19 protein-coding genes are annotated in these 19,883 nt (G+C 66.6%); 12 read left to right on the top strand and 7 right to left on the bottom strand.

The genetic code is table 11. The features are described 5' to 3' along the window. Positions 1-5 precede the first annotated feature (5 nt). The 3 genes from C0J29_RS27875 to C0J29_RS27865 are packed head-to-tail and all read right to left on the bottom strand — an operon-like array spanning position 6 to position 2,509. Complete coding sequence (locus tag C0J29_RS27875) at positions 6-854, bottom strand: metal ABC transporter permease (RefSeq protein WP_120794212.1); 849 nt, start codon at positions 852-854, stop codon at positions 6-8. Beyond that, positions 854-1,627 (bottom strand): metal ABC transporter ATP-binding protein, encoded by a 774-nt coding sequence (locus tag C0J29_RS27870; RefSeq protein WP_242460565.1) that lies wholly within the window; start codon positions 1,625-1,627, stop codon positions 854-856. Before C0J29_RS27870 ends, C0J29_RS27875 begins: the two co-directional genes overlap by 1 nt. A gap of 6 nt (positions 1,628-1,633) precedes the next feature. Beyond that, on the bottom strand, positions 1,634-2,509 hold the full coding sequence (locus C0J29_RS27865; protein WP_120794210.1) for a metal ABC transporter solute-binding protein, Zn/Mn family: 876 nt from the start codon (positions 2,507-2,509) through the stop codon (positions 1,634-1,636). Positions 2,510-2,625: 116 nt separating this feature from the next. Here C0J29_RS27865 and C0J29_RS27860 point away from each other — a divergent pair, with 116 nt between their 5' ends. Next, on the top strand, positions 2,626-3,705 hold the full coding sequence (locus C0J29_RS27860) for an Rv3575c family transcriptional regulator (protein ID WP_065161582.1): 1,080 nt from the start codon (positions 2,626-2,628) through the stop codon (positions 3,703-3,705). Positions 3,706-3,760: 55 nt separating this feature from the next. Here the strand turns inward: C0J29_RS27860 and kstR are convergent, their stop codons facing one another. After that, positions 3,761-4,360, bottom strand: a complete 600-nt coding sequence (gene kstR / locus C0J29_RS27855; RefSeq protein WP_055577694.1) for a cholesterol catabolism transcriptional regulator KstR — start codon at positions 4,358-4,360, stop codon at positions 3,761-3,763. A 244-nt stretch (positions 4,361-4,604) separates the two neighbouring features. On the opposite strand from kstR, the gene C0J29_RS27850 reads away from it, so the two are divergent. Continuing rightward, complete coding sequence (locus C0J29_RS27850) at positions 4,605-6,716, top strand: acyl-CoA dehydrogenase family protein (protein ID WP_065047467.1); 2,112 nt, start codon at positions 4,605-4,607, stop codon at positions 6,714-6,716. Positions 6,717-6,792: 76 nt separating this feature from the next. Here the strand turns inward: C0J29_RS27850 and C0J29_RS27845 are convergent, their stop codons facing one another. Together C0J29_RS27845 and C0J29_RS27840 are read right to left on the bottom strand one after the other, a co-directional pair. After that, a complete protein-coding gene (locus C0J29_RS27845; protein ID WP_065047469.1) occupies positions 6,793-7,323 on the bottom strand; it encodes a hypothetical protein in 531 nt (176 codons plus the stop codon). Positions 7,324-7,369: 46 nt separating this feature from the next. Continuing rightward, positions 7,370-8,449 (bottom strand): ferredoxin--NADP reductase, encoded by a 1,080-nt coding sequence (locus C0J29_RS27840; RefSeq protein ID WP_065047471.1) that lies wholly within the window; start codon positions 8,447-8,449, stop codon positions 7,370-7,372. Between the two features lie 146 nt (positions 8,450-8,595). On the opposite strand from C0J29_RS27840, the gene hsaA reads away from it, so the two are divergent. From hsaA to C0J29_RS27815, 5 genes are all read left to right on the top strand, one after another. Next, positions 8,596-9,780 (top strand): 3-hydroxy-9,10-secoandrosta-1,3,5(10)-triene-9,17-dione monooxygenase oxygenase subunit, encoded by a 1,185-nt coding sequence (gene hsaA / locus C0J29_RS27835; RefSeq protein ID WP_065047473.1) that lies wholly within the window; start codon positions 8,596-8,598, stop codon positions 9,778-9,780. Continuing rightward, positions 9,777-10,652, top strand: coding sequence for a 4,5:9,10-diseco-3-hydroxy-5,9,17-trioxoandrosta-1(10),2-diene-4-oate hydrolase (gene hsaD / locus C0J29_RS27830; RefSeq protein ID WP_065047475.1), 876 nt, complete (start codon positions 9,777-9,779; stop codon positions 10,650-10,652). Before hsaA ends, hsaD begins: the two co-directional genes overlap by 4 nt. After that, the gene (gene hsaC / locus C0J29_RS27825) at positions 10,649-11,551 is read left to right on the top strand and encodes an iron-dependent extradiol dioxygenase HsaC (RefSeq protein WP_065047477.1); all 903 of its coding nucleotides are present in this window, start codon (positions 10,649-10,651) and stop codon (positions 11,549-11,551) included. Before hsaD ends, hsaC begins: the two co-directional genes overlap by 4 nt. A 19-nt stretch (positions 11,552-11,570) precedes the next feature. Beyond that, positions 11,571-12,137: a 3-hydroxy-9,10-secoandrosta-1,3,5(10)-triene-9,17-dione monooxygenase reductase subunit gene (hsaB, locus tag C0J29_RS27820; protein WP_065047479.1), complete on the top strand. Its 567-nt coding sequence runs from the start codon at positions 11,571-11,573 to the stop codon at positions 12,135-12,137. Between the two features lie 164 nt (positions 12,138-12,301). Next, positions 12,302-12,910, top strand: coding sequence for a hypothetical protein (locus C0J29_RS27815; RefSeq protein WP_065163920.1), 609 nt, complete (start codon positions 12,302-12,304; stop codon positions 12,908-12,910). A gap of 68 nt (positions 12,911-12,978) precedes the next feature. Here C0J29_RS27815 and C0J29_RS27810 read toward each other — a convergent pair whose 3' ends face one another. After that, positions 12,979-14,721 (bottom strand): GMC oxidoreductase, encoded by a 1,743-nt coding sequence (locus C0J29_RS27810; RefSeq protein WP_120794209.1) that lies wholly within the window; start codon positions 14,719-14,721, stop codon positions 12,979-12,981. Positions 14,722-15,097: 376 nt separating this feature from the next. Between C0J29_RS27810 and C0J29_RS27805 the strand changes: the two genes are divergently transcribed. The 5 genes from C0J29_RS27805 to C0J29_RS27785 are packed head-to-tail and all read left to right on the top strand — an operon-like array spanning position 15,098 to position 19,882. Further along, positions 15,098-15,985, top strand: coding sequence for an MlaE family ABC transporter permease (locus tag C0J29_RS27805; RefSeq protein WP_120795007.1), 888 nt, complete (start codon positions 15,098-15,100; stop codon positions 15,983-15,985). Beyond that, complete coding sequence (locus tag C0J29_RS27800; RefSeq protein WP_120794208.1) at positions 15,985-16,869, top strand: MlaE family ABC transporter permease; 885 nt, start codon at positions 15,985-15,987, stop codon at positions 16,867-16,869. The genes C0J29_RS27805 and C0J29_RS27800 overlap by 1 nt, the downstream gene beginning before the upstream one ends. A gap of 3 nt (positions 16,870-16,872) precedes the next feature. Beyond that, positions 16,873-17,865: an MlaD family protein gene (locus tag C0J29_RS27795; RefSeq protein WP_065047486.1), complete on the top strand. Its 993-nt coding sequence runs from the start codon at positions 16,873-16,875 to the stop codon at positions 17,863-17,865. Beyond that, positions 17,862-18,878 carry an MlaD family protein gene (locus C0J29_RS27790; RefSeq protein WP_120794207.1) on the top strand — a complete coding sequence of 339 codons (1,017 nt, stop codon included), beginning with the start codon at positions 17,862-17,864 and terminating at the stop codon, positions 18,876-18,878. The genes C0J29_RS27795 and C0J29_RS27790 overlap by 4 nt, the downstream gene beginning before the upstream one ends. Further along, on the top strand, positions 18,875-19,882 hold the full coding sequence (locus C0J29_RS27785) for an MlaD family protein (protein WP_120795006.1): 1,008 nt from the start codon (positions 18,875-18,877) through the stop codon (positions 19,880-19,882). The genes C0J29_RS27790 and C0J29_RS27785 overlap by 4 nt, the downstream gene beginning before the upstream one ends. Position 19,883 lies beyond the last annotated feature (1 nt).

Here is a 19,883-nt window from a genome sequence, read left to right as displayed (position 1 = left end):
GCTGTTCAGCGGCGTCGCCCGAGTAACCAGCAAAACAGGTAGATGAGGAAGGAGATGCTGGCTACGAACACCGACACCGGAACACCCGGCGCCAGCGACAACACGATGCCGCCGACGGCGGCGAACTCGGCGAACAACACCGAGGTGGCGATCGCCGCGGCCGGCGCGCTGACCACCCGGGCGGCCGCGGCCGCCGGAGTGATCAGCAACGACATCACCAGTAGCGCGCCGACGATCTGGACGGCCTGCGCGGCGACCACACCTACCAGTGCGGCGAACACGATGCCCAGCACGCGCACCGGCACGCCGCGGGCGGCCGCGACGTCCGGATCGACCGTGGCGAACAGCAGCGGGCGGTAGCAGACGCCCAGCACCACCATGACCAACGCACACACCACCGTCAGCATGAGCAGCCCGGAGTAACCGACCCCGACGATCTGGCCGGTGAGCAGCGCGAAGCTGGTCCCGGTTCGGCCCGGATAGAGGTGGATGAACAGCACCGCCAGACCCAGGCCGAAGGCCAGCACCACGCCGATCACCGAGTCCCGCTCCCGGGCGCGCTGACCCAGGATGCCGAATAAGGCCGCCGCCAGCGCACTGCCCACCAGTGCGCCGACGCCCACGTCGAAACCCGCCAGTAGCGCGAACGCCGCTCCGGTCAAAGACAATTCGGCCGAGCCGTGCACGGCGAACGACATCTGCCGCATCACGATGAACGGTCCGATCAGTCCTGCCACCAGACCGAGCAGGACCCCCGCGAGCAGGGCCTGCTGCACGAAGTCATGCCGGAGCAGGTGCGCGGTCAGGTCGAATGCGAACAGGCGGTCCAGCAACTCGGTCAGGCGCTCGTTCATCAGACCTGCCCGTCCGGTGCGCCTTCCGGAGCGCCTAGGACGAAGTAGCGATCTTTGACCTTGACCACCTCGATGTCAGCCCGGTACAGCGCGGACAGCGTCTGTGCGGTCATGACCTGCTCGACGGTGCCGATGCGGAAGCGTCCGTCGACCAGGTACAGCACCCGGTCCACGTACGGCAGCATCGGATTGAGCTCGTGGGTGACCACGATGACGGCCGTCCCGGCGTCATGCCGACGGCGGTTGATCAGCTCCGCGACCAGTTTCGCGTTGGCCGGGTCCAGGGTGAGCAGGGGTTCGTCGGCCAGCATCAACGCCGGGTCGCTGGCCAGCGCCTGCGCGATGCGCACCCGCTGCAGCTCGCCGCCGGACATCAGCCCGACCCGGATGCCGGCCAGCCGTTCACCGTTGACCTGGTGCAGGGCCAGTCGCACGGCGTCACGTCGGCGGGCCCGGTCCGGGGCGCGGAGCGGCAACGCGCCCCACCGATGCCCGTCCACGCCGAGACCGACTAGGTCGCGTCCGCGCAGCATCACCTCGCGGTCGATCGGATGATGTTGCGGCACATAGCCGACGGGGCCGTTCACCTTGGCCGTGCCGGCGCTCAGCGGCTGTTGCCCGAGCAACACCTTCAGCAGCGAGGTCTTGCCGGTTCCGTTGGGTCCCAGCACCGCGACGAACTCACCGGCCGCCACCGACAGATCGAGGTGGTCCCAGAGCACCCGGTCACCGAAGGCAAGCCGGGCGCCGGTCAGCGCAACAACGGGGCTCACGATCGGTCAGCTGCCCGACTGCAGCGCGGTCGCCAGCTGGGTGACCGTATTGCGCTGCCACGTCAGGTAATCGGATCCGGACGGCAGGGTCTCGGACACCTCGGTCACCGGCACGCCGGCGTGGCGGGCGGCGGCCTGCAGGTCGACGGTCGCGGCGGTGGCGGTCTGCGGATTGACCAACAGCGCCACCACCTGCCGCTGGTTGATCAAGTCCAGGACGGATGCCATGTCGGCCGGAGCGGGATCGGCGTCGTTCTCGTTGGCCACCTCGAACCCGACGGGGGTGCGGTTGATCAGTCCCGCGGCGGTCAGCAGGTAGTGCACGACGGGCTCGGTCGCGATGACACCGGCGGACGGGTGTGCGGTGGCTATCTCGCGCTCGGCGTCGGCGATCGCGTCGGCGCCGCGGCCGAACTGAGCGGCGTTGGCGTGATAGTCCGCTGAATTGGGCGGGTCGATCATCGCCAGCCGCTCCGCGATGGTGATGGCCACCGCCTTGGCGACATTGAGGTTGTAGAACACGTGCTCGTCGGGTGCTTCGTTCACCGGCCCCAGAAATGAGTAGGCGTCGATGGCGTGGATTCCGGGGTGCCCGGCCAGCACCCGGTCGACCCAGGGGTCGTATCCGCCGCCGTTGTAGACCACCAGGTCGGCGTCGGCCAGCGCCGCCGCGTCGGCGGGGGAGGCCTGGTAGGAGTGCGGATCGGTGTCGGCGCCGGTCAGGATGGACTTGACGGCGATGTGACCGCCGGCAACGGCGTGCGCCACGCTGCCCCACACGTCGGTGGAGGACACCACGGCGACCGCTCCCGGGTGCTGTGCGCCGCCGGTCGCGCAACCTGTCAGTGCGGCGCAGCAGGCCAGGCAGACCGCAAGCCACATCCGCACGTCGCATCCTCTCGCTGGGCCGGTTGGCCGACCCATAATACTAATGAAAATCGTTTCCATTAGAAAGTCGGTCGATGCGGCCGCGGGGATCCGCTGTAGCGTCACCGAACGTGAGTCCCACACCGCGCAGGCGGGCGACTCTGGCGTCGTTGGCAGCCGAGCTCAAAGTGTCGCGCACCACGATCTCGAACGCCTTCAACCGGCCGGATCAGCTCTCGCCAGAACTCCGTGACCGGGTGTTCGCGACGGCCAAGCGGCTGGGCTACGCGGGACCCGACCCGGTGGCGCGTTCCCTGCGCACCCGCAAGGCCGGCGCGGTCGGTCTGGTGATGACCGAACCGCTGACCTACTCCTTCAGCGACCCGGCCGCACGCGATTTCGTTGCGGGAGTGGCGCAGTCGTGTGAGGAGCTGGGACAGGGACTGCTGCTGGTGGCGGTGGGTCCCAACCGCAGCATCGAGGACGGCACGTCGGCCGTGCTGGGGGCCGGGGTGGACGGGTTCGTGGTCTATTCGGTGCGCGACGACGACCCGTATCTGCAGGTGGTCCTGCAGCGGCGGTTACCGGTGGTGGTGGTCGATCAACCGGTGGACCTGCCGGGGGTGTCCCGGGTGGGCATCGACGACCGGGCGGCGATGCGCGAGCTGGCCGAGTACGTGCTGGGGTTGGGGCACCGGGAGATCGGGTTGCTGACCATGCGGCTGGGCCGGGACCGGCGGCAGGGCCTGGTGGACCCCGAACGGCTGAACTCGCCGACCTTCGACGTGCAGCGCGAACGCATCATCGGTGTCTGGGAGGCGATGACGGCCGCCGGCGTGAATCCCGACTCGCTGACCGTGGTGGAGAGCTACGAGCACCTGCCGACCTCCGGCGGCGACGCCGCCAAGGTGGCCCTGGAAGCGAATCCCCGCATCACCGCGCTGATGTGCACGGCCGACATCCTGGCCCTGTCGGCTATGGATTACCTTCGCGCACATGGCATTTACGTGCCCGGGCAACTGACGGTCACCGGGTTCGACGGTGTCGAGGACGCGCTGAGCCGCGGCCTGACCACGGTCGCGCAGCCGAGCCTGCAGAAGGGCCGCCGGGCGGGTGAACTGGTGCTCAAGCCGCCGCGGTCCGGGCTGCCCGCGGTCGAACTGCTCCCCACCGAACTGATCCGGGGGCGTACCTCGGGGCCGCCCGCCTAGCCGAACTGTCGCGACCAGTCCCCCCCTCAAGCGGGAGGTGCCCCCGGCGACCGGCCTAGCAGTTCTCGTGGTCGCCGATCAACAGGCGCACGGCCAGGTCCAGCCGCTTGCTCACGTCGGTGGCCGAGGCGCGACGGGTGAGCCAGGCCAGCAGGTTGGACAGCCACACGTCCGAGATCACCCGGGCGATGTGGTACTGGTCCTCGGTCGGCTCGCCGTCGCTCATGGCGCGCGCGAACATGCTGTCGATCAGCTTCTCCACCTGATCCACCTCGCTGGCCGCCGACGCGTCGGCGAAAACGTACGCGCGCGTCATCGCCTCGGTCAGCAGCGGATTGCGCTGCATCGCGCGGTTGAGCTTGCCCACCATGAAGCTCAGTCGCTCGAACGGCGTGCCGCCCGCCATCGCGGAACGGTCGGTCTTGGCGTCGATGCGGCTGAACTCGCGGCCCAGCGCCGACACCAGCAGGTGCACCTTCGACGGGAAGTAGCGGTAGAGCGTCCCGACCGCCACGTCGGCACGGTCCGCCACCGCACGCATCTGCACGGCCTCGTAACCGCCCTTCGATGCAATCGCCATGGTGGCGTCCAGGATTCGCTTGCGGCGCTCGCGTTGTGCTTCCGAGCCCAGCTCGGACTCAGCCAGTACGGCCATGTTCACAACCTCGCGCGGTTGGCCGTCGGGCGACATGTGGCAGGCAGCTCCTCGTGCGGGCGATTCGATCGCAAACGATACGCATTCTTCGCGGAAATCTCCCACCTCCCTAACGCCGGGCCAACGTCGTGTACTGGCCTGATGACCACCGACTTGACGGTCGATCGGTTCCACTATTAGAACACGTTCTAGTGTAGAGAAAAGATATCTTGGTATGTGAATTTGATGACGCGGAGGACTGCTGGTGGTAGCGACCGTCACCGATGAACAGTTCGCGGCACGCGAGCTGGTGCGCGACTGGGCCCGCAGCGCCGTGTCGGGGGAGACAGCGAGCCTGGCCGTCCGCGCTGTGGAGCAGGGTGACCCGCAAGCGTGGCGCCCGGTGTTTGCCGGAATTGCCGACCTCGGGCTTTTCGGAGTCGCGGTCGACGAGGACGCCGGCGGCGCCGGCGGCAGCATCAGCGACCTGTGCGCCATGGTCGAAGAGGCCGCCAAGGCGCTGGTGCCGGGGCCGGTCGCCACGACGGCGCTGGCCACCCTGGTCGTCACCGATCCCGGGGTGCTGGACGCGCTGATGTCCGGTGAACGCTTCGCCGGGCTGGCGCTCGAGGGCGGCGTTTCCCTGGACGGACAGGCGGCGTCCGGTTCAATTCCTTTTGCGCTCGGCGCCGCGGCCGGCGGGATGTTGCTGGCGCCCGCCGGCGATTCGTGGGTGCTCATCGATCTGGACGCCGACGGGGTGGCGCTCGAACCGTTGGAGGCCGCGGACTTCTCCCGGCCGCTGGCACGGGTGGAGCTGACGTCGGTGGCGGCCACGGTGGTGGAGGCTCCCGGCCTGCGCGACCTGGCCGCGACCCTGCTGGCCGCCGAAGCCGCCGGGGTGACCCGGTACGCGCTGGAAACCGCCGTCGCCTACGCGAAGGTGCGCGAGCAGTTCGGCAAGCCGATCGGCAGTTTCCAGGCGATCAAGCACATCTGCGCGGAGATGCTGTGCCGCGCCGAGCAGGCCGAGGTGGCCGCCAGTGATGCGGCCAGGGCGGCCTCCGAATCGGATTCGTCGCAGTTCGCCATCGCCGCGGCGGCTGCCGCGAGCATCGGGATCGCCGCGGCCAAGGCCAACGTCAAAGACTGCATTCAGGTGCTCGGCGGAATCGGCTGCACCTGGGAACACGACGCGCATCTCTACCTGCGCCGCGCCCACAGCATCAGCCGATTCCTGGGCGGACTGGAACACTGGCTGCGCCGGGTCGCCGCGCTGACCCAGGAAGGCGTGCGGCGCAAACTGTCCATCGACCTGACTGAGGTCGAGGGCCAGCGCCCCGAGATCGCCGCGGCCGTCGCCGAGGTGGCCGCGCTGCCGGCGGAGAAGCGACAGGTGGCCCTGGCCGAGGCCGGGCTGCAGGCGCCGCACTGGCCGGCGCCGTACGGGCGTGGGGCGGGGCCGGCCGAGCAGTTGCTGATCGACGAGGAGATGGCGGCAGCCGGAGTCGAGCGGCCGGACCTGGTGATCGGGTGGTGGGCGGCGCCGACCATCCTCGAGCACGGCACGCCCGAACAGATCGAGCGGTTCGTGCCCGCGACGCTGCGTGGTGACTTCCTGTGGTGTCAGCTGTTTTCCGAGCCGGGCGCCGGGTCAGACCTGGCGTCGCTGCGCACCAAAGCCGTGCGCGGAGACGGTGGCTGGCTGCTCACCGGGCAGAAGGTCTGGACGTCGGCCGCGCAGAAGGCCGCCTGGGGGGTGTGCCTGGCCCGGACGGACCCGGAGGTGCCGAAACACAAAGGCATCACCTACTTTCTGGTCGACATGAAGGCGCCGGGGATCGAGATCCGGCCGCTGCGCGAGATCACCGGTGACTCGCTTTTCAACGAGGTCTTCCTGGACAACGTGTTCGTGCCCGACGAGATGGTGGTCGGTTCGGTCAATGACGGCTGGCGGCTGGCCCGCACCACACTGGCGAACGAGCGGATCGCGATGGCCAGCGGAACCGCCTTGGGTAATCCCATGGAAGAGCTGCTACGGGTACTGGCCGGGCTGGATCTCGATGCGGCGCAACAGGATCGGCTGGCCAGGTTGATTCTGCTGGCGCAGGCCGGCGCACTGCTGGACCAGCGCATCGCCATGCTGGCCGTCGGTGGCAAGGACCCCGGTGCGCAGTCCAGCGTGCGGAAGTTGATCGGGGTGCGCTACCGGCAGGAGCTAGCCGAATTCACCATGGACGTGTCAGATGGCGGCGGGCTGGTGCGCAACCGCGCGGTGTTCGACTTCTTGAATACGCGGTGTTTGACGATCGCCGGAGGAACCGAGCAGATCTTGCTCACCGTGGCTGCGGAGCGGTTGTTGGGGTTGCCGCGGTAGATCGGCTTCACCGCGAGATGGCCGCTACGGCCGTAGTTCGGCGTCCAGTCGCAGCCGTGATGGCAATCTCGGCGAATCAAGCGAAGTTCGTCTGCGCGCAGGTACTGGGCGAGGTGAGGTTGACGCCCGAGTAGACCACCTGCATGTGGGTGCACACGAAGACCATCACGTTGGTCATCGGCTGGCCCGTCGACCAGCTCGTCGAGTCGATGACGCCAGTGGTCTGGTACTTGTCCGGCGGTCCCTCGCCGAAGTAGACGGTGGTGATCACGTCGCCCCCGCCGGTCTTCATCACCCGCTCGAACTGGCTGGTCGCGTGGGCATCCAGATAGGCCACCCGGCTGTTGGATCGGATCTCGGTGGTCTGGCGCGCCCACAAGCCAGGCGGGAAACCCGCCGGTCCATCGGGCGTCATCAAGTTTGCCCCCGCGACGAAGTCGCAGCTGCCGTTGCCGTGGCAGTCGACGAAGCTGTGCGTCTGGATCTGGGTTGCGTCATCCACCGGGAAGAGCGTGGTCGCGGTATTGCTGGCGGCCAAAGCCATTGGAGCGGGCGTCAACCCCACCAGCAGCCCACCCAGCGCCAGACCCGGTAACAGCCGCTTCATCCTGCTCCCCTTCCCGCCGATCGCCAAGCAGAACCTATCCCCGCGACTACTCGTCGTAGGTCACTTCTACCGAATCAGATTCCGGGTGAGATTGACAGGCCAGAATTAGCCCGTCGTCGAGGTCCTGCTGTTCGAGCACGTCGTTGACCTCCATGCTCACTTTGCCGCTGCGCAAGGTGCAGGCGCAGGCGCCGCAGTGGCCCTCCCGGCACGAGAACGGCGCGTCCAGGCCCTGGGCCAGCAGGACGTCGAGCAGCTTGGCGCTGCGCGGCCAGGACACGGTGTGGGTTTCGCCATCGAGTTCCACCACCGCGGTCGCCGGTGCCTCGTCGCCGTCGTCCTCGATCTTGACGGCCGCGAACGGATCCGACTCCAGGGACTTGAACACCTCGATGTGCACCTGTTGCGCAGGAACTTTCAGCGCTTCCAGGGCCAGGCGTGCCGCCTCCATGAAGGGGCCGGGCCCGCAGATGAAGGCCGGCCGGCTGGTGAACGGGGCGGCCAGCGACGCGAGCGCGGCCGCGCTCGGCAGTCCCTGCAGCGACTCCAGCCAGTGCACCACCGTGAGCCGGTCGGGGTATTTGGTGGCCAGCTCGCGCAGCGCGTCCCGGAAGATGACCGAGCGGTCGTCGCGGTTGGCGTAGACGAGCGTCACCTGACCGCTGCCCTGCGACAGCGCCGATTTGCAGATGGACATGATCGGGGTGATCCCGCTGCCTGCGGCGAGCAGCAGGAAGTCGTCGTCCAGCGTCTTGGGCACGAAAGTGCCCGAGGGGGCCAGCACGTGGATGCGCATGCCCTTGTGGGCGTGGTCGCACAGCCAGTTGGACGCGTAACCGTCGACGGTCCGCTTGACGGTCACCGTCAGCGCGTCGTCGGTGAACGGCGAACTGCACAGGGAGTAGCAGCGGGCCACCGAGCCGGTGCGGTCGCTGGGCACCCGCAGCGTCAGGAACTGACCGGGCGCGTAACGCAGCCGCTCGGCCGGCACGGGTGCATCGCTGGGTGCCTCGAACACCAACGACCGCGCGTCGTCGGTTTCGGCGACAACCTCGGCGATCTGCAGCTCCAAAACATGGTCGCCCAGGGGCTCGTCGGGCGCTCGGTCCAGATCCGCCTCGGTCAAGGCGCTTCCTCTCTTCGGTATCAACTAGAACATGTTATAGAAAACCCGATTCGCATCTCTACCAGCCGCAGGAATACCCTGCTCGACACAAATCGGAACGTGTTCTAGTCTTTCTGTAAGTCAGCACTCCCAGGAGGCATACGTCAGTGACCACTATTCAACAGCGTGATGCGCAGACGGTCCTAGCTGCCATCGATGATCTGCTGCCGCGGATCCGGGAGCGCGCTCAGGCCACCGAAGACCGCCGTCGCCTGCTCGACGAGACCGTTGCGGAACTGGATGAGGTCGGCTTCTTCACCCTGCTGCAGCCCGAGCAGTGGGGCGGCTTGCAGTGCGACCCGGCCCTGTTCTACGAGGCGGTGCGCCGGCTGGCCAGCGCGTGTGGTTCCACCGGTTGGGTGAGTTCGATCCTCGGTGTGCACAACTGGCACCTCGCGCTGTTCGACCAGCAGGCCCAGGAAGAGGTCTGGGGTGAGGACTCCCGGACCCGGATCTCCTCGTCCTACGCCCCGATGGGCGCCGGCGTCGTGGTCGACGGCGGCTACCTGGTCAACGGGTCGTGGAACTGGTCGTCCGGCTGCGACCACGCCACCTGGGCCTTCCTCGGCGGACCGGTCATCAAGGACGGGCGCCCCGTCGACTTCGGCAGCTTCCTGATCCCGATCAGCGATTACCGCATCGACGACGTGTGGCACGTGGTCGGGCTGAAGGGCACCGGCAGCAACACCGTCGTCGTCAAGGACGTCTTCGTGCCCCGGCACCGGTTCCTGTCCTACAAGGCGATGAACGACGGCACCGCCGGCGGATATCAGACCAACACCGCGCCGGTCTACAAAATGCCTTGGGGCACAATGCATCCCACCACCATCTCGGCACCGATCGTGGGCATGGCCTACGGCGCCTACCAGGCGCACGTGGAGCACCAGGGCAAGCGGGTGCGCGCCGCGTTCGCCGGCGAGAAGGCCAAGGACGACCCGTTCGCCAAGGTCCGCATCGCCGAGGCGGCCAGCGACATCGACGCGGCCTGGCGGCAGCTGAGCGGCAACGTCTCCGACGAGTTCGCGCTGTTGTCGGCCGGCAAGGAGATCCCGTTCGAGCTGCGCGCCCGGGCCCGCCGCGACCAGGTACGCGCCACCGGCCGCGCGATCGCGTCGATCGACCGGCTGTTTGAGGCATCCGGCGCCACCGCACTGGCCAGCGACGCTCCGGTGCAACGCTTTTGGCGTGACGCGCACGCCGGTCGGGTGCACGCCGCAAACGACCCCGAGCGGGCCTACGTCATCTTCGGGAACAACGAGTTCGGGCTGCCGCCCGGCGACACGATGGTATGACCGCCACAGCAGAAGTCACCTTCGAATCCACTTCGCGCACTGCGGAAGTCGACGTCGACGGACCGCTGAAACTGCACTATCACGAGGCGGGCGTCGGTAACGACCAGACGGTGGTGCTGCTGCACGGCGGCGGCCCCGGCGCGTCGAGCTGGTCCAATTTCTCGCGCAACATCGCGGTCCTGGCGCAGCAGTTCCACGTGCTGGCCGTCGACCAGCCGGGCTACGGGCATTCCGACAAGCGCGCCGAGCACGGGCAGTTCAATCGGTACGCGGCCCGGGCGCTCAAGGGTCTGTTCGACCAGTTGGAGCTGGGACGCGTTCCGCTGGTGGGCAATTCACTTGGCGGCGGCACCGCGGTGCGCTTCGCGCTGGACTACCCGGACCGGGCCGGCAAGCTGGTCCTGATGGGGCCGGGCGGTCTGAGTGTCAACCTGTTCGCGCCCGACCCCACCGAGGGTGTCAAGCGGCTGGGCAAGTTCTCCATGGATCCCACCCGCGAGAACCTCGAGGCATTCCTGCGCGTCATGGTGTACGACCAGAAGCTGATCACCCCCGAGTTGATCGACCAGCGCTTCGAGCTGGCCAGCACGCCGGAGTCGCTGCAGGCGACCCGGGCGATGGGAATGTCGTTCTCCGGGGCCGACTTCGAGCTCGGCATGATGTGGCGCGAGGTGTACAAGCTGCGCCAGCCGGTGCTGCTGATCTGGGGCCGCGAAGACCGGGTCAACCCGCTGGACGGCGCCCTGGTGGCGCTGAAAACCATTCCGCGGGCTCAGTTGCACGTGTTCGGGCAGTGCGGGCACTGGGCTCAGGTGGAGAAGTTCGACGAGTTCAACAAACTGACCATCGATTTCTTAGGAGGTGCGAGATGAGCATCCGGTCACTGGGCTATCTGCGCATCGAGGCCACCGACATGGCCGCCTGGCGCGACTACGGCCTGAAGGTGCTCGGCATGGTCGAGGGTAAAGGCACGGTCGAAGGTGCGCTCTACCTTCGAATGGATGACTTTCCGGCCCGGCTGGTGATCGTCCCCGGCGAGCAGGACCGGCTGGCCGAAGCCGGCTGGGAATGCGCCAATGCCGCAGGGCTGCAAGAGATCCGGAACCGGCTCGAGGTGGAGGGCACGCCGTACAAGGAGGCCACCGCCGCCGAACTGGCCGAACGCCGGGTCGACGAGATGATCCTGTTCAACGACCCGTCCGGCAACCCGCTGGCCGTCTTCCACGGCGCCGCGCTGGAACACCGTCGCGTGGTCAGCCCGTACGGGCACAAGTTCGTCACCGAGGAGCAGGGCCTGGGTCACGTCGTGCTGACCACCCGCGACGACGCCGAAGCGCTGCACTTCTACCGGGACGTGCTCGGCTTCAAGCTGCGCGACTCGATGCGGATGCCACCGCAGGTGGTCGGCCGGCCGGCCGACGGGGCGCCGGCCTGGCTGCGCTTCTTCGGCTGCAACCCCCGGCACCATTCGCTGGCCTTCCTGCCGATGCCGACGCCGTCGGGCATCGTGCACCTGATGGTCGAAGTGGAGAACTCCGATGACGTCGGCCTGTGCCTGGACCGGGCGCTGCGTCGCAAGGTGCCGATGTCGGCCACCCTGGGCCGGCACGTCAACGACCTGATGCTGTCCTTCTACATGAAGACGCCGAGCGGCTTCGACGTCGAATTCGGTTGTGAGGGCAGGAAAGTCCAGGACGACGACTGGGTTGCGCGGGAAAGCACCGCGGTGAGCTTGTGGGGTCACGACTTCAGCGTCGGCATGCGTGGCTAGCCTCCAGGAATGATCAGGAATGACTGCTGCGCCGATTGACCCGCGCGCGTTCCGCTCCGTGCTTGGTCAGTTCTGCACCGGGATCACCATCATCACCACCGTGCACGACGATGTGCCGATCGGCTTCGCCTGCCAATCGTTCGCCGCGCTGTCGCTGGACCCACCCCTGGTGTTGTTCTGCCCCACCAAGGTGTCGCGGTCCTGGCAGGCCATCGAGGCCAGCGGACGGTTCTGCGTCAACGTGCTCACCGAGGCGCAAAAGCATGTCTCGGCCCGCTTCGGATCCAGAGAGCCCGACAAGTTCGCCGGAATCGATTGGCACACTTCGGAACTCGGATCGCCGATCATCGACGGGTCGCTGGCCTACATCGACTGCACGGTGGCGTCGGTGCACGACGGCGGTGACCACTTCGTGGTTTTCGGCGCGGTGAATTCGCTGTCCGAGGTGCCTCAGATCAAGCCGCGCCCGCTGCTGTTCTACCGCGGTTCCTATACCGGAATCGAGCCGGACAAGACGACGCCGGCGCAATGGCGAGACGACCTGGAAGCGTTTCTGACCACGACCACGGACGACACCTGGCTTTAGCCGGCGCCTGTCAATCGGCTTTACACGAGGGCCGAATTTTCATTCGTCGGTTGAATTTGTCGATTACAAACGGCTGCGATTCAGTTTGCTGAAGCTGTTCCAATTCCGCTGTGACGGGGTTAACATCTGGGCCATCGCGCTCCGCTTACAGATAAGGGTATGAAATGTCGATTGAAGCAACCGAATCCCGGGTCTCCGACCTCCGAAAGCGGGAGGCGGCGCAGGAGGCCTGGCAATGGATCGTCGACCTCAAAGAACGAGCGAAGTCCGATAGCGCGGGAGCCGAGGCGGAACTCGACGCAATCTTCCGCAAGGGCACCCCGCCGGGAGATCTGGACGGACCGACCGACGGCATCCTGGTCATGACCACCACCAATCAGGTCGTCGACGCCGCGGCCCGCTTCGTCACCAGCCTGTGGATGCCGTGGCAGGGCAAGCGTTTCGATCTGGCCGCCGGCACCGGCGACAACCGGATGACCTCCAACGCCAAGCTGCCGTCAAAGCTGCTGTGGCCGCTGTACAAGATGAAGGACGCCGCCGACGGCAAGCTCGCCTTCGACTTCAAGACCTATCAGGACGCCGGCAAACTGGACCCGGACGTCCAGGTCATGGTCATCGACTACTCCGACGTGAAGGAGAACCCTTACGTCATCATCCGCAGCATCCGCGACGAACTGGTCGAGGTGGTGCCCGGCACGTATCTGGGCAAGATCCTGTTCCGCCTGCCGCGGGACCACTACGAGATGATCGGTTTCTTCGCGCTGCGCACCTGAGTGGCAACAACAAAAGCCGGCCGCGGTGATCACGATCTCCCCGGCCGGCTTTTTGGTGCCCGGGTTACTCAGGCGTGGTCGTCGCCTTCCAGGGACGGGTCATAACCGGGCAGCCCGAGCTCCTCGCGCATCAACTCGGCCGTCCGCTCGGCGAACATCGAGATGGTCAGGAACGGGTTGACGCCGATGGCGCGCGGGATCACCGACGCGTCGCACACGTAGAGCCCGTCGTAGGTGCCGCCGTCCGGCCTGAACACCCGACCGGCATGGTCGACCACGCCCGCGTCGACGTTGTCGGCAGTGGTGCACCCGCCCATCGGGTGCGCGGTGATCAGATGCTTGCCCAGGAACCGCTTGTCCCAGCGTGGGTTCTTGATGTACGTGCCGCCGATGGCCTCGACGGCCGGCCGCATGACCGCGTCCACGTCCTTGTAGACGAGCTCGGTCGGTGCACCGGGCCAGTCGATCCGCACGGTGCCGTTCTTGCGCAGCACCAGCTCGCCGTCGGAGTTGTCGTGCACCATGATCAGGAAGCCGAGCGAGTGGTTCATCGCGCCGTCGGTGTTGAACGTGATGTCGCGGCGCCACCGGTCGAGCTTGACCTTGCGATAGTCGCGGTAGCTGGTCGCGGCCAGGCCCATCAGCCCGAAGCGGAAGCTGTCGATCAGCGCGCGGGGCAACGACAGATCCTGGACCGTGAACCTTTTGCGCAGGTCGGACTGGTCGGCGCCGAAGCGCATCGCGGCGGTGATGCTGGGCCCGCAGGCCAGCAGCGAGCGTGGTGGGCCGTCGGTGGTGGCCCAGGTCTGGGTGTCGGTCTGCATGTCGGTGTTGTAGGCGATGCCGAAGTTGTCGCCGTTGCCGCTGAAGTTCTTGCCAAGCCGGGTGGACAGCTGCAGCCCGGCCTTGCCGGAGCGCAGCATGATCCCGTTGGAGCCGATGGTTCCCGCGGACACCACCACCTGCCGGGCGATGACGGCGGTGTCCTTGCTGTTCTTGCCGTCGGTGCGACGGGTGACGACGCGCCACCGGCCGTCGTCGGTCGGTTCGACGTGCTGTGCCTCGATGCCGGCGAACAGCTCGACACCGAAGTGCGCCGCCATCGGCAGGTAGTTGGTCATCAGGGTGTTCTTCGAGCCGGTGTTGTCGCCGGTTCCGTCACCGCCGTGGTTGGGGCAGCGCCGGCGTTGCACCCCGTATTTGGTGACGCGGTCCTCGGTGCTGACGGTGAGGTTGAGCAGCTGTAGCTGGGCTCCGGCGTTCTTGGCGATCTGGGTGAAGGCGTCGACGCGACGCAGCGGCACGTTCTCCGCGTAGGGCACCGCGCCGAGCATGCGCCGCGCCCGTCCGTAGTACTCCTCGAGGCCGCCGACCCCCTCGCGCTCCTGCTCCACCAGCCGTTGAAACTCTTTGGGCCACGACGCGAGGAACACCTCGCGGTCCGGCACGATCGCCACGTTGAAGTTGATGAGCGAGGTGCCGCCCAGTCCGTTCGCGTGAATGACGTCAATGGTCTTGAAGCGTTCGAGTTCGATCAGTCCCAGCGGGTTGAGCGGTGAACGCAGTTCGGCTGCCGCAGCTTTCTCGGTCTCCGGGAAGGTGCCGGTCGGATGCTCGGAGCCGCGCTCGAAGACGGCGATGCGCAGTTTCCCCCCGGCCCGTGCATTAGCCACCCCGAGGCGCGCGGCGGTGATGGCGCCGCCGTAACCGGAGCCCAGGATCACCACGTCGTACTCGCTGCGCAGCGCGTCCGCGGATGTGGCCAGAGAAGCGGCGGGATTCAGGGCCGTTGGGGAGGGCGATTCCACCATGACGGCAACCTCCAATGTCGGGGACCGGTAAATGTAGCGCAGCCTAAACCCGCGGCGGCAGCTATACCATGGTTCGCCTGAAATTGGCCGAGAATCTTTTCAAAGTTGACGCGACAGGCCTGAACGACGATTTATGGAGAGCGCGTAAAACAACTTTACATTTGAAAATCGACGCGATATGTCAACGCGTTTGACATGGATTTGTATTGCGCAGAAGAAATAACGATTAGGACTCGCTTTAATAACGCGCGGTGTTGTACTGTGCGAACTCACTAACAACGTCAGTTAGACCCAAACCTTCTTTTGATCCCCGGGGAACCGTCATGTCTTTTTGTTCTGCCCACCCGGCTGCGGCCGGCCCGCGGAAGGACGTGGCCTGGTGAATCCGGTGATCGAGGCTCCCCCGCCGACGGTCACGTCGGCCGCGCCTGCCACACCCCGCCGCAGAGCTCCACGGGTTGTCCGCGCCGGTCGTCGCGCCGTGCGCAAGGCGGACGGATCGCTGCAGACGCTCGGCCGGTTCTTCGAGCTGGCGGTGCGCTCGGCCCTGTACCTGATCACCGATCTGTTCCGGCTACGTCACCCGTGGCGGGACACGCTGCACCAGGCGGCTTTCATTGTCAGCGTCACCGCGATTCCCGCGCTGCTGATCTCCATTCCGTTCGGAGTCATCGTTGCGGTGCAGGTGGGCAGCGTAATTCAGCAGGTTGGCGCGACGTCGATATCGGGCGCGGCCGGCGGTCTCGGAGTGATCCGGCAGGCCGCGCCGATCGTTGCCGCGCTGCTGTTGGGAGGGGCGGCCGGTGCGGCGGTCACCACCGACCTGGGCGCGCGCAGCATCCGGGACGAGGTCGATGCGCTGCGGGTGATGGGCATCGACCCGGTGCAGCGCCTGGTCACCCCGCGACTGGCGGCGATGATCCTGGTGGCACCGCTGCTGTGCGTCTTCATCATCTTCATGGGGCTGTCGGCCGGATACGTGATCAATGTCGGCTTCCAGTCCGGCACGCCGGGCAGTTACATCGCCTCGTTCGGATCTTTCGCCACCACAGCCGATCTCGTCGTTGCCCTGCTGAAGACCTGGCTCTTCGGCGTGATCGTGACGCTCATCTCCTGTCAACGGGGGCTGGAGGCCCGGGGTGGCCCGCGCGGCGTGGCTGACGCGGTCAACGCCGCCGTCGTGTTGGGCGTGGTCGCTGTCTTCCTGCTCAATCTGGTGATCACCGAACTCGTCACCACACTCATGCCGACGAAGGTGGGCTGATGGCCGGGTATGTGGCCAGGCCGGCCACTTACCGGCCGGGTGGAATCGCGGCGGCGCTGCGGCTGCCGTTGGGCGCGGCCAACCGGGGCCTCTCGCTGTTCGAACGTCTCGGGCACCAGGCCAGCTTTCTGATCCTGGCGCTCGGCGCGATACCCCGGACCGTCACCCGCTACCGGCGCCACACCGGGGCGATCCTCGTCGACATGATCTGGGGCAACGGATCATTGATCGTCGGCGGCGGGACGGTGGGGGTGCTGGTGTTCATGGGCGCCGCGATCGGCGCGTCGGTCGGCATCGAGGGCTATGCCGCCCTGGACATGGTCGGGATGGGCCCGCTGACCGGATTCATCTCCGCCTACGCCAACACCAGGGAGATGGCTCCGATGATCGCGGCGATCGGGTTCGGCGCGCAGGCGGGCACCCGGATGACCGCCGAGATCGGTTCCATGCGGATCTCCGAGGAGATCGATGCCCTTGAGGTGCAGGGTATTTCGTCGATTCCCTATGTGGTGACGCCGCGGGTGGTCGCCGGTGTCATCACGATCATTCCGCTCTATCTGATGTCACTGGTGCTGAGTTACCTGTTCTGCTCCCTGGTGGTCAATGTGGTGCACCATCAGTCATCAGGTACCTACTACCACTACTTCGACGCGTTCATCCAACCGTCCGACGTGATGCTCTCGGTGGTCAAGGCGGCGATCTTCGTGTTGCTGATCGTGGGAATCCATTGCTACGAGGGTTATTACGCGGCCGGTGGTCCCGAGGGCGTTGGTCAGGCCTCGGGCCGCGCGATCCGGGCCAGCCTGATCTCGGTGGTCGTCGCCGACATGGTGCTGACGCTGGTGTTCTGGGGCAACAATCCGGGCCTGCGGTTGTCGGGGTAGCACATGACGATTAGAGACCTGGTCGCGAGACGGGCGACCGCAACCACCTTGAGGATCCGCGGCCTGGCCGTTGCCGTGGTGCTGGCGCTGATCGGCACCGTGCTCTACCAGACCGCCCAGGGGACCTACGACGACACATTCAAGCTCACCGTGATCGCCAACACCATCGGTGAGGGCCTGGCCCCCGGCGCCGAGGTCAAGTTTCACGGCCTGGCCATCGGCTCGGTGAAGGAACTGGAATCGGTCGGCTACAACAGACAACGGATGACGGTGCTGCTCGACCCGCGGCAGGCCGGGGCGCTTACCACCGATACCAAGGCCAGGTTCACCTCGTCGAATGTATTCGGAACGGCGGCAGTGGAACTCGTCAGCGACGGCAACGGCCCTCCGCTGCGGTCGAATCAAACGCTGGTGATGAGCGCCGACGTGCAGGCGGCGTCGATCACCGGGCTGCTGCGTCAGGGTCAGAAACTGAGCCGCAGCTTCGACAACCCGGAGTTCGAGCACGTCATCGAGGTGCTGCGCCGGCACGCTGACATCGTCGAGCCGTTGGCCAGGGCCGGATCGGACCTGGCGAAGATCATCGCCGACACCAACACCATGCCTGTCGCCCAGTCGCTTTCGGTGCTGGCATCGTTCGTGACCGGTCTGGGCGACGCGCTGCCGGTGGTCGGACTGAGCACCAACCTGGTGGACGGGCTGACCCCACTCGTGGGACCCGGCGGTATCGAGCGAACCAACCTGGTCTTCCAGCAGACCGGGCAGCTGCTGGTCGATGTCGGTCAGCTCGCCGGACAGAACAGCACGTGGATCGTGCAGATGGTCAACGCGATCATGAACGTCGGAGTGCCGGCGTCGTTCGCCGCCGGCAGCCTGGCGCCCGCTTACGACCGGCTGTCCAGCCTGGTCGATCGTGCGGACGGGGCCCTGACGGTGGTCGACGGTCAGGTACGGTTGCGCACCGAAGTGTCTCTGGACGGGGGTCCGCGCCCATGAGAAAGCTGGCCAGGCCGGTGTTTTGGCTGACGGTGTTCACCGCGGTCGCCATCGTGTGCGCGGTCCTGCTTGTTACCGCGTTGCGGAGTCCGGTCGACGGTCCGGTCTCGCACTACTCGGCGACGTTCACCGACGTGTCCGGGCTGGACGTGGGCAACGACGTCCGCATCTCCGGAGTGCAGGTCGGCAAGGTCGAGGGCATCCGGCTCGAAGGCCGCACTGCCAGGGTCGAGTTCAGTGCCCTAAACGAACATCCGTTGTACCGCAACACCATCGCGGCCGTGCGCTACCAGAACCTGCTGGGGCAGCGCTACGTGGAACTGGTGCAGACCTCCTCCGCCAGTGGCCGGGCCGGCCAGCGACTGCCCGGCGGATCGATGATCCCCCTGGGTCAGACGGTGCCGTCATTCGATATCACCAAGCTGTTCAACGGGTTCCGGCCGGTGTTCCAGACGTTGGACGCGGCTCAGCTCAACCAGTTCGGCGAGAACCTGCTGCGGTTGATCCAGGGCGACGACACCGGGATCGGGCCGGTGCTGCGCGATCTCGACACCATCTCCAAGTACGCCGTCAACCGGCAGGCCGTCATCACCCTGTTGCTGCACAACCTCAGTGACCTGTCCCGGGATCTCGGCGGCAAGTCGCAGCAACTGTTCAACCTCATCAACGCGCTCAACGACGCGCTGGCGACTTTCACGTCGAAGGCCGAGGAGTTCCGCACCTCGATCGATATTGAACTGCCGATGATGCGCAGCCTGGTCCGGGTGCTGCAAACCGCCGAACGCGGCTTCGACGCTTCGACATCACCGCTGTACGGAATGGCCACGCGGCTGTTCCCGCAGACACCCACGGTGATCGCCGGATTGTCGCTGACTCCCACCCTGATCCAGGGTTTGCGCGACTCGCTGGTCGATGACGAACGGCCGGCGTTCACCTGCTCCAACGGCGAGTTGCAGCTGCCCGGTGTCGGTGAAGTGTCGTTCGCCCAACAGGGTCTGGTGGTGTGCCGATGATCGGCGTGCGGAACCGCCGCGTGCTCGACGATCGCGGCGAGGCGGTACGCAACCGCCGTCTCGGCATCGTGGGTGTGTTCGCCATCGTGGTCGCATTGGTCACCACCGGGCTGGCTTACGTCAATCCGGCAGACCAGGCCGGCTACACCGCGCACTCGGCCACGTCCGGCGGTGTGCGCGTCGGTGACGAGATCCGCGTCGCCGGAGTGCCGGTGGGCAAGGTGACCGGCGTGCGGTTGAGCCGGACGCTCGTCGAGATGACGTTCGACGTCGACCGCTCGGTCGCCATCGGGTCCGATACGACGCTGGACATCCGGCTGCTGACCCCCCTCGGCGGTCATTACATCGCTCTCGATCCGCAGGGCAGTGTTCCGTTGGGTCACAACGTCATTCCGCCGCAGCGCGTCAAGACGCCGTTCGAGGGCAACGACATCATCCAGTCGGTGACCCCATTCCTGCGAGACGTCAACGGCCAGGTCATTCACGACACCTTCACCGAACTGGCCAACGCGACCAACAAATATCCCAACGCTCTACGCGAGATCCTGCAGTCCGCCAACGAGCTGACCGGCTCGCTGAGCAAGATGAGCGGTGACTTCCACCGCGGCGTCGATTTCGTCAACGACGCCGCCGGCGCGTTCGCGTCCGGACGCGGGCAACTCACTGCCCTGATCGAGCAGTTCGCGTTAGTAGGCCAGCGTTATACCTCGAAGTCCGTCGACATCATCGAGTTCTTCACGCTCCTAGGCGAATTGACCCGCATCATCGACCGGGTCATGGTGTTCTACAACCGTGAGTTGGCCCCTTCGGTCAACGGCATCGATGACATCGTCACCGCACTGGTGGCGCACCCGGAGCGGGTGGGCAAGGCCACCGAGGGATTGACCCAGATCGTCAATGTGTTGCTGCCGATGTTGCAGGGGCACGGTGTCGTCGTAGACCAGAGCAACCGGGTGGTCCGCGCCCCCGCTGTCTGTCTGCCCAACATGGTGAAGCAGTGCTGAT

The sequence above is a fragment of the Mycobacterium paragordonae genome (assembly GCF_003614435.1).
GTDB lineage: Bacteria > Actinomycetota > Actinomycetes > Mycobacteriales > Mycobacteriaceae > Mycobacterium > Mycobacterium paragordonae.
This window is presented reverse-complemented; position numbering and strand designations above follow the sequence as displayed.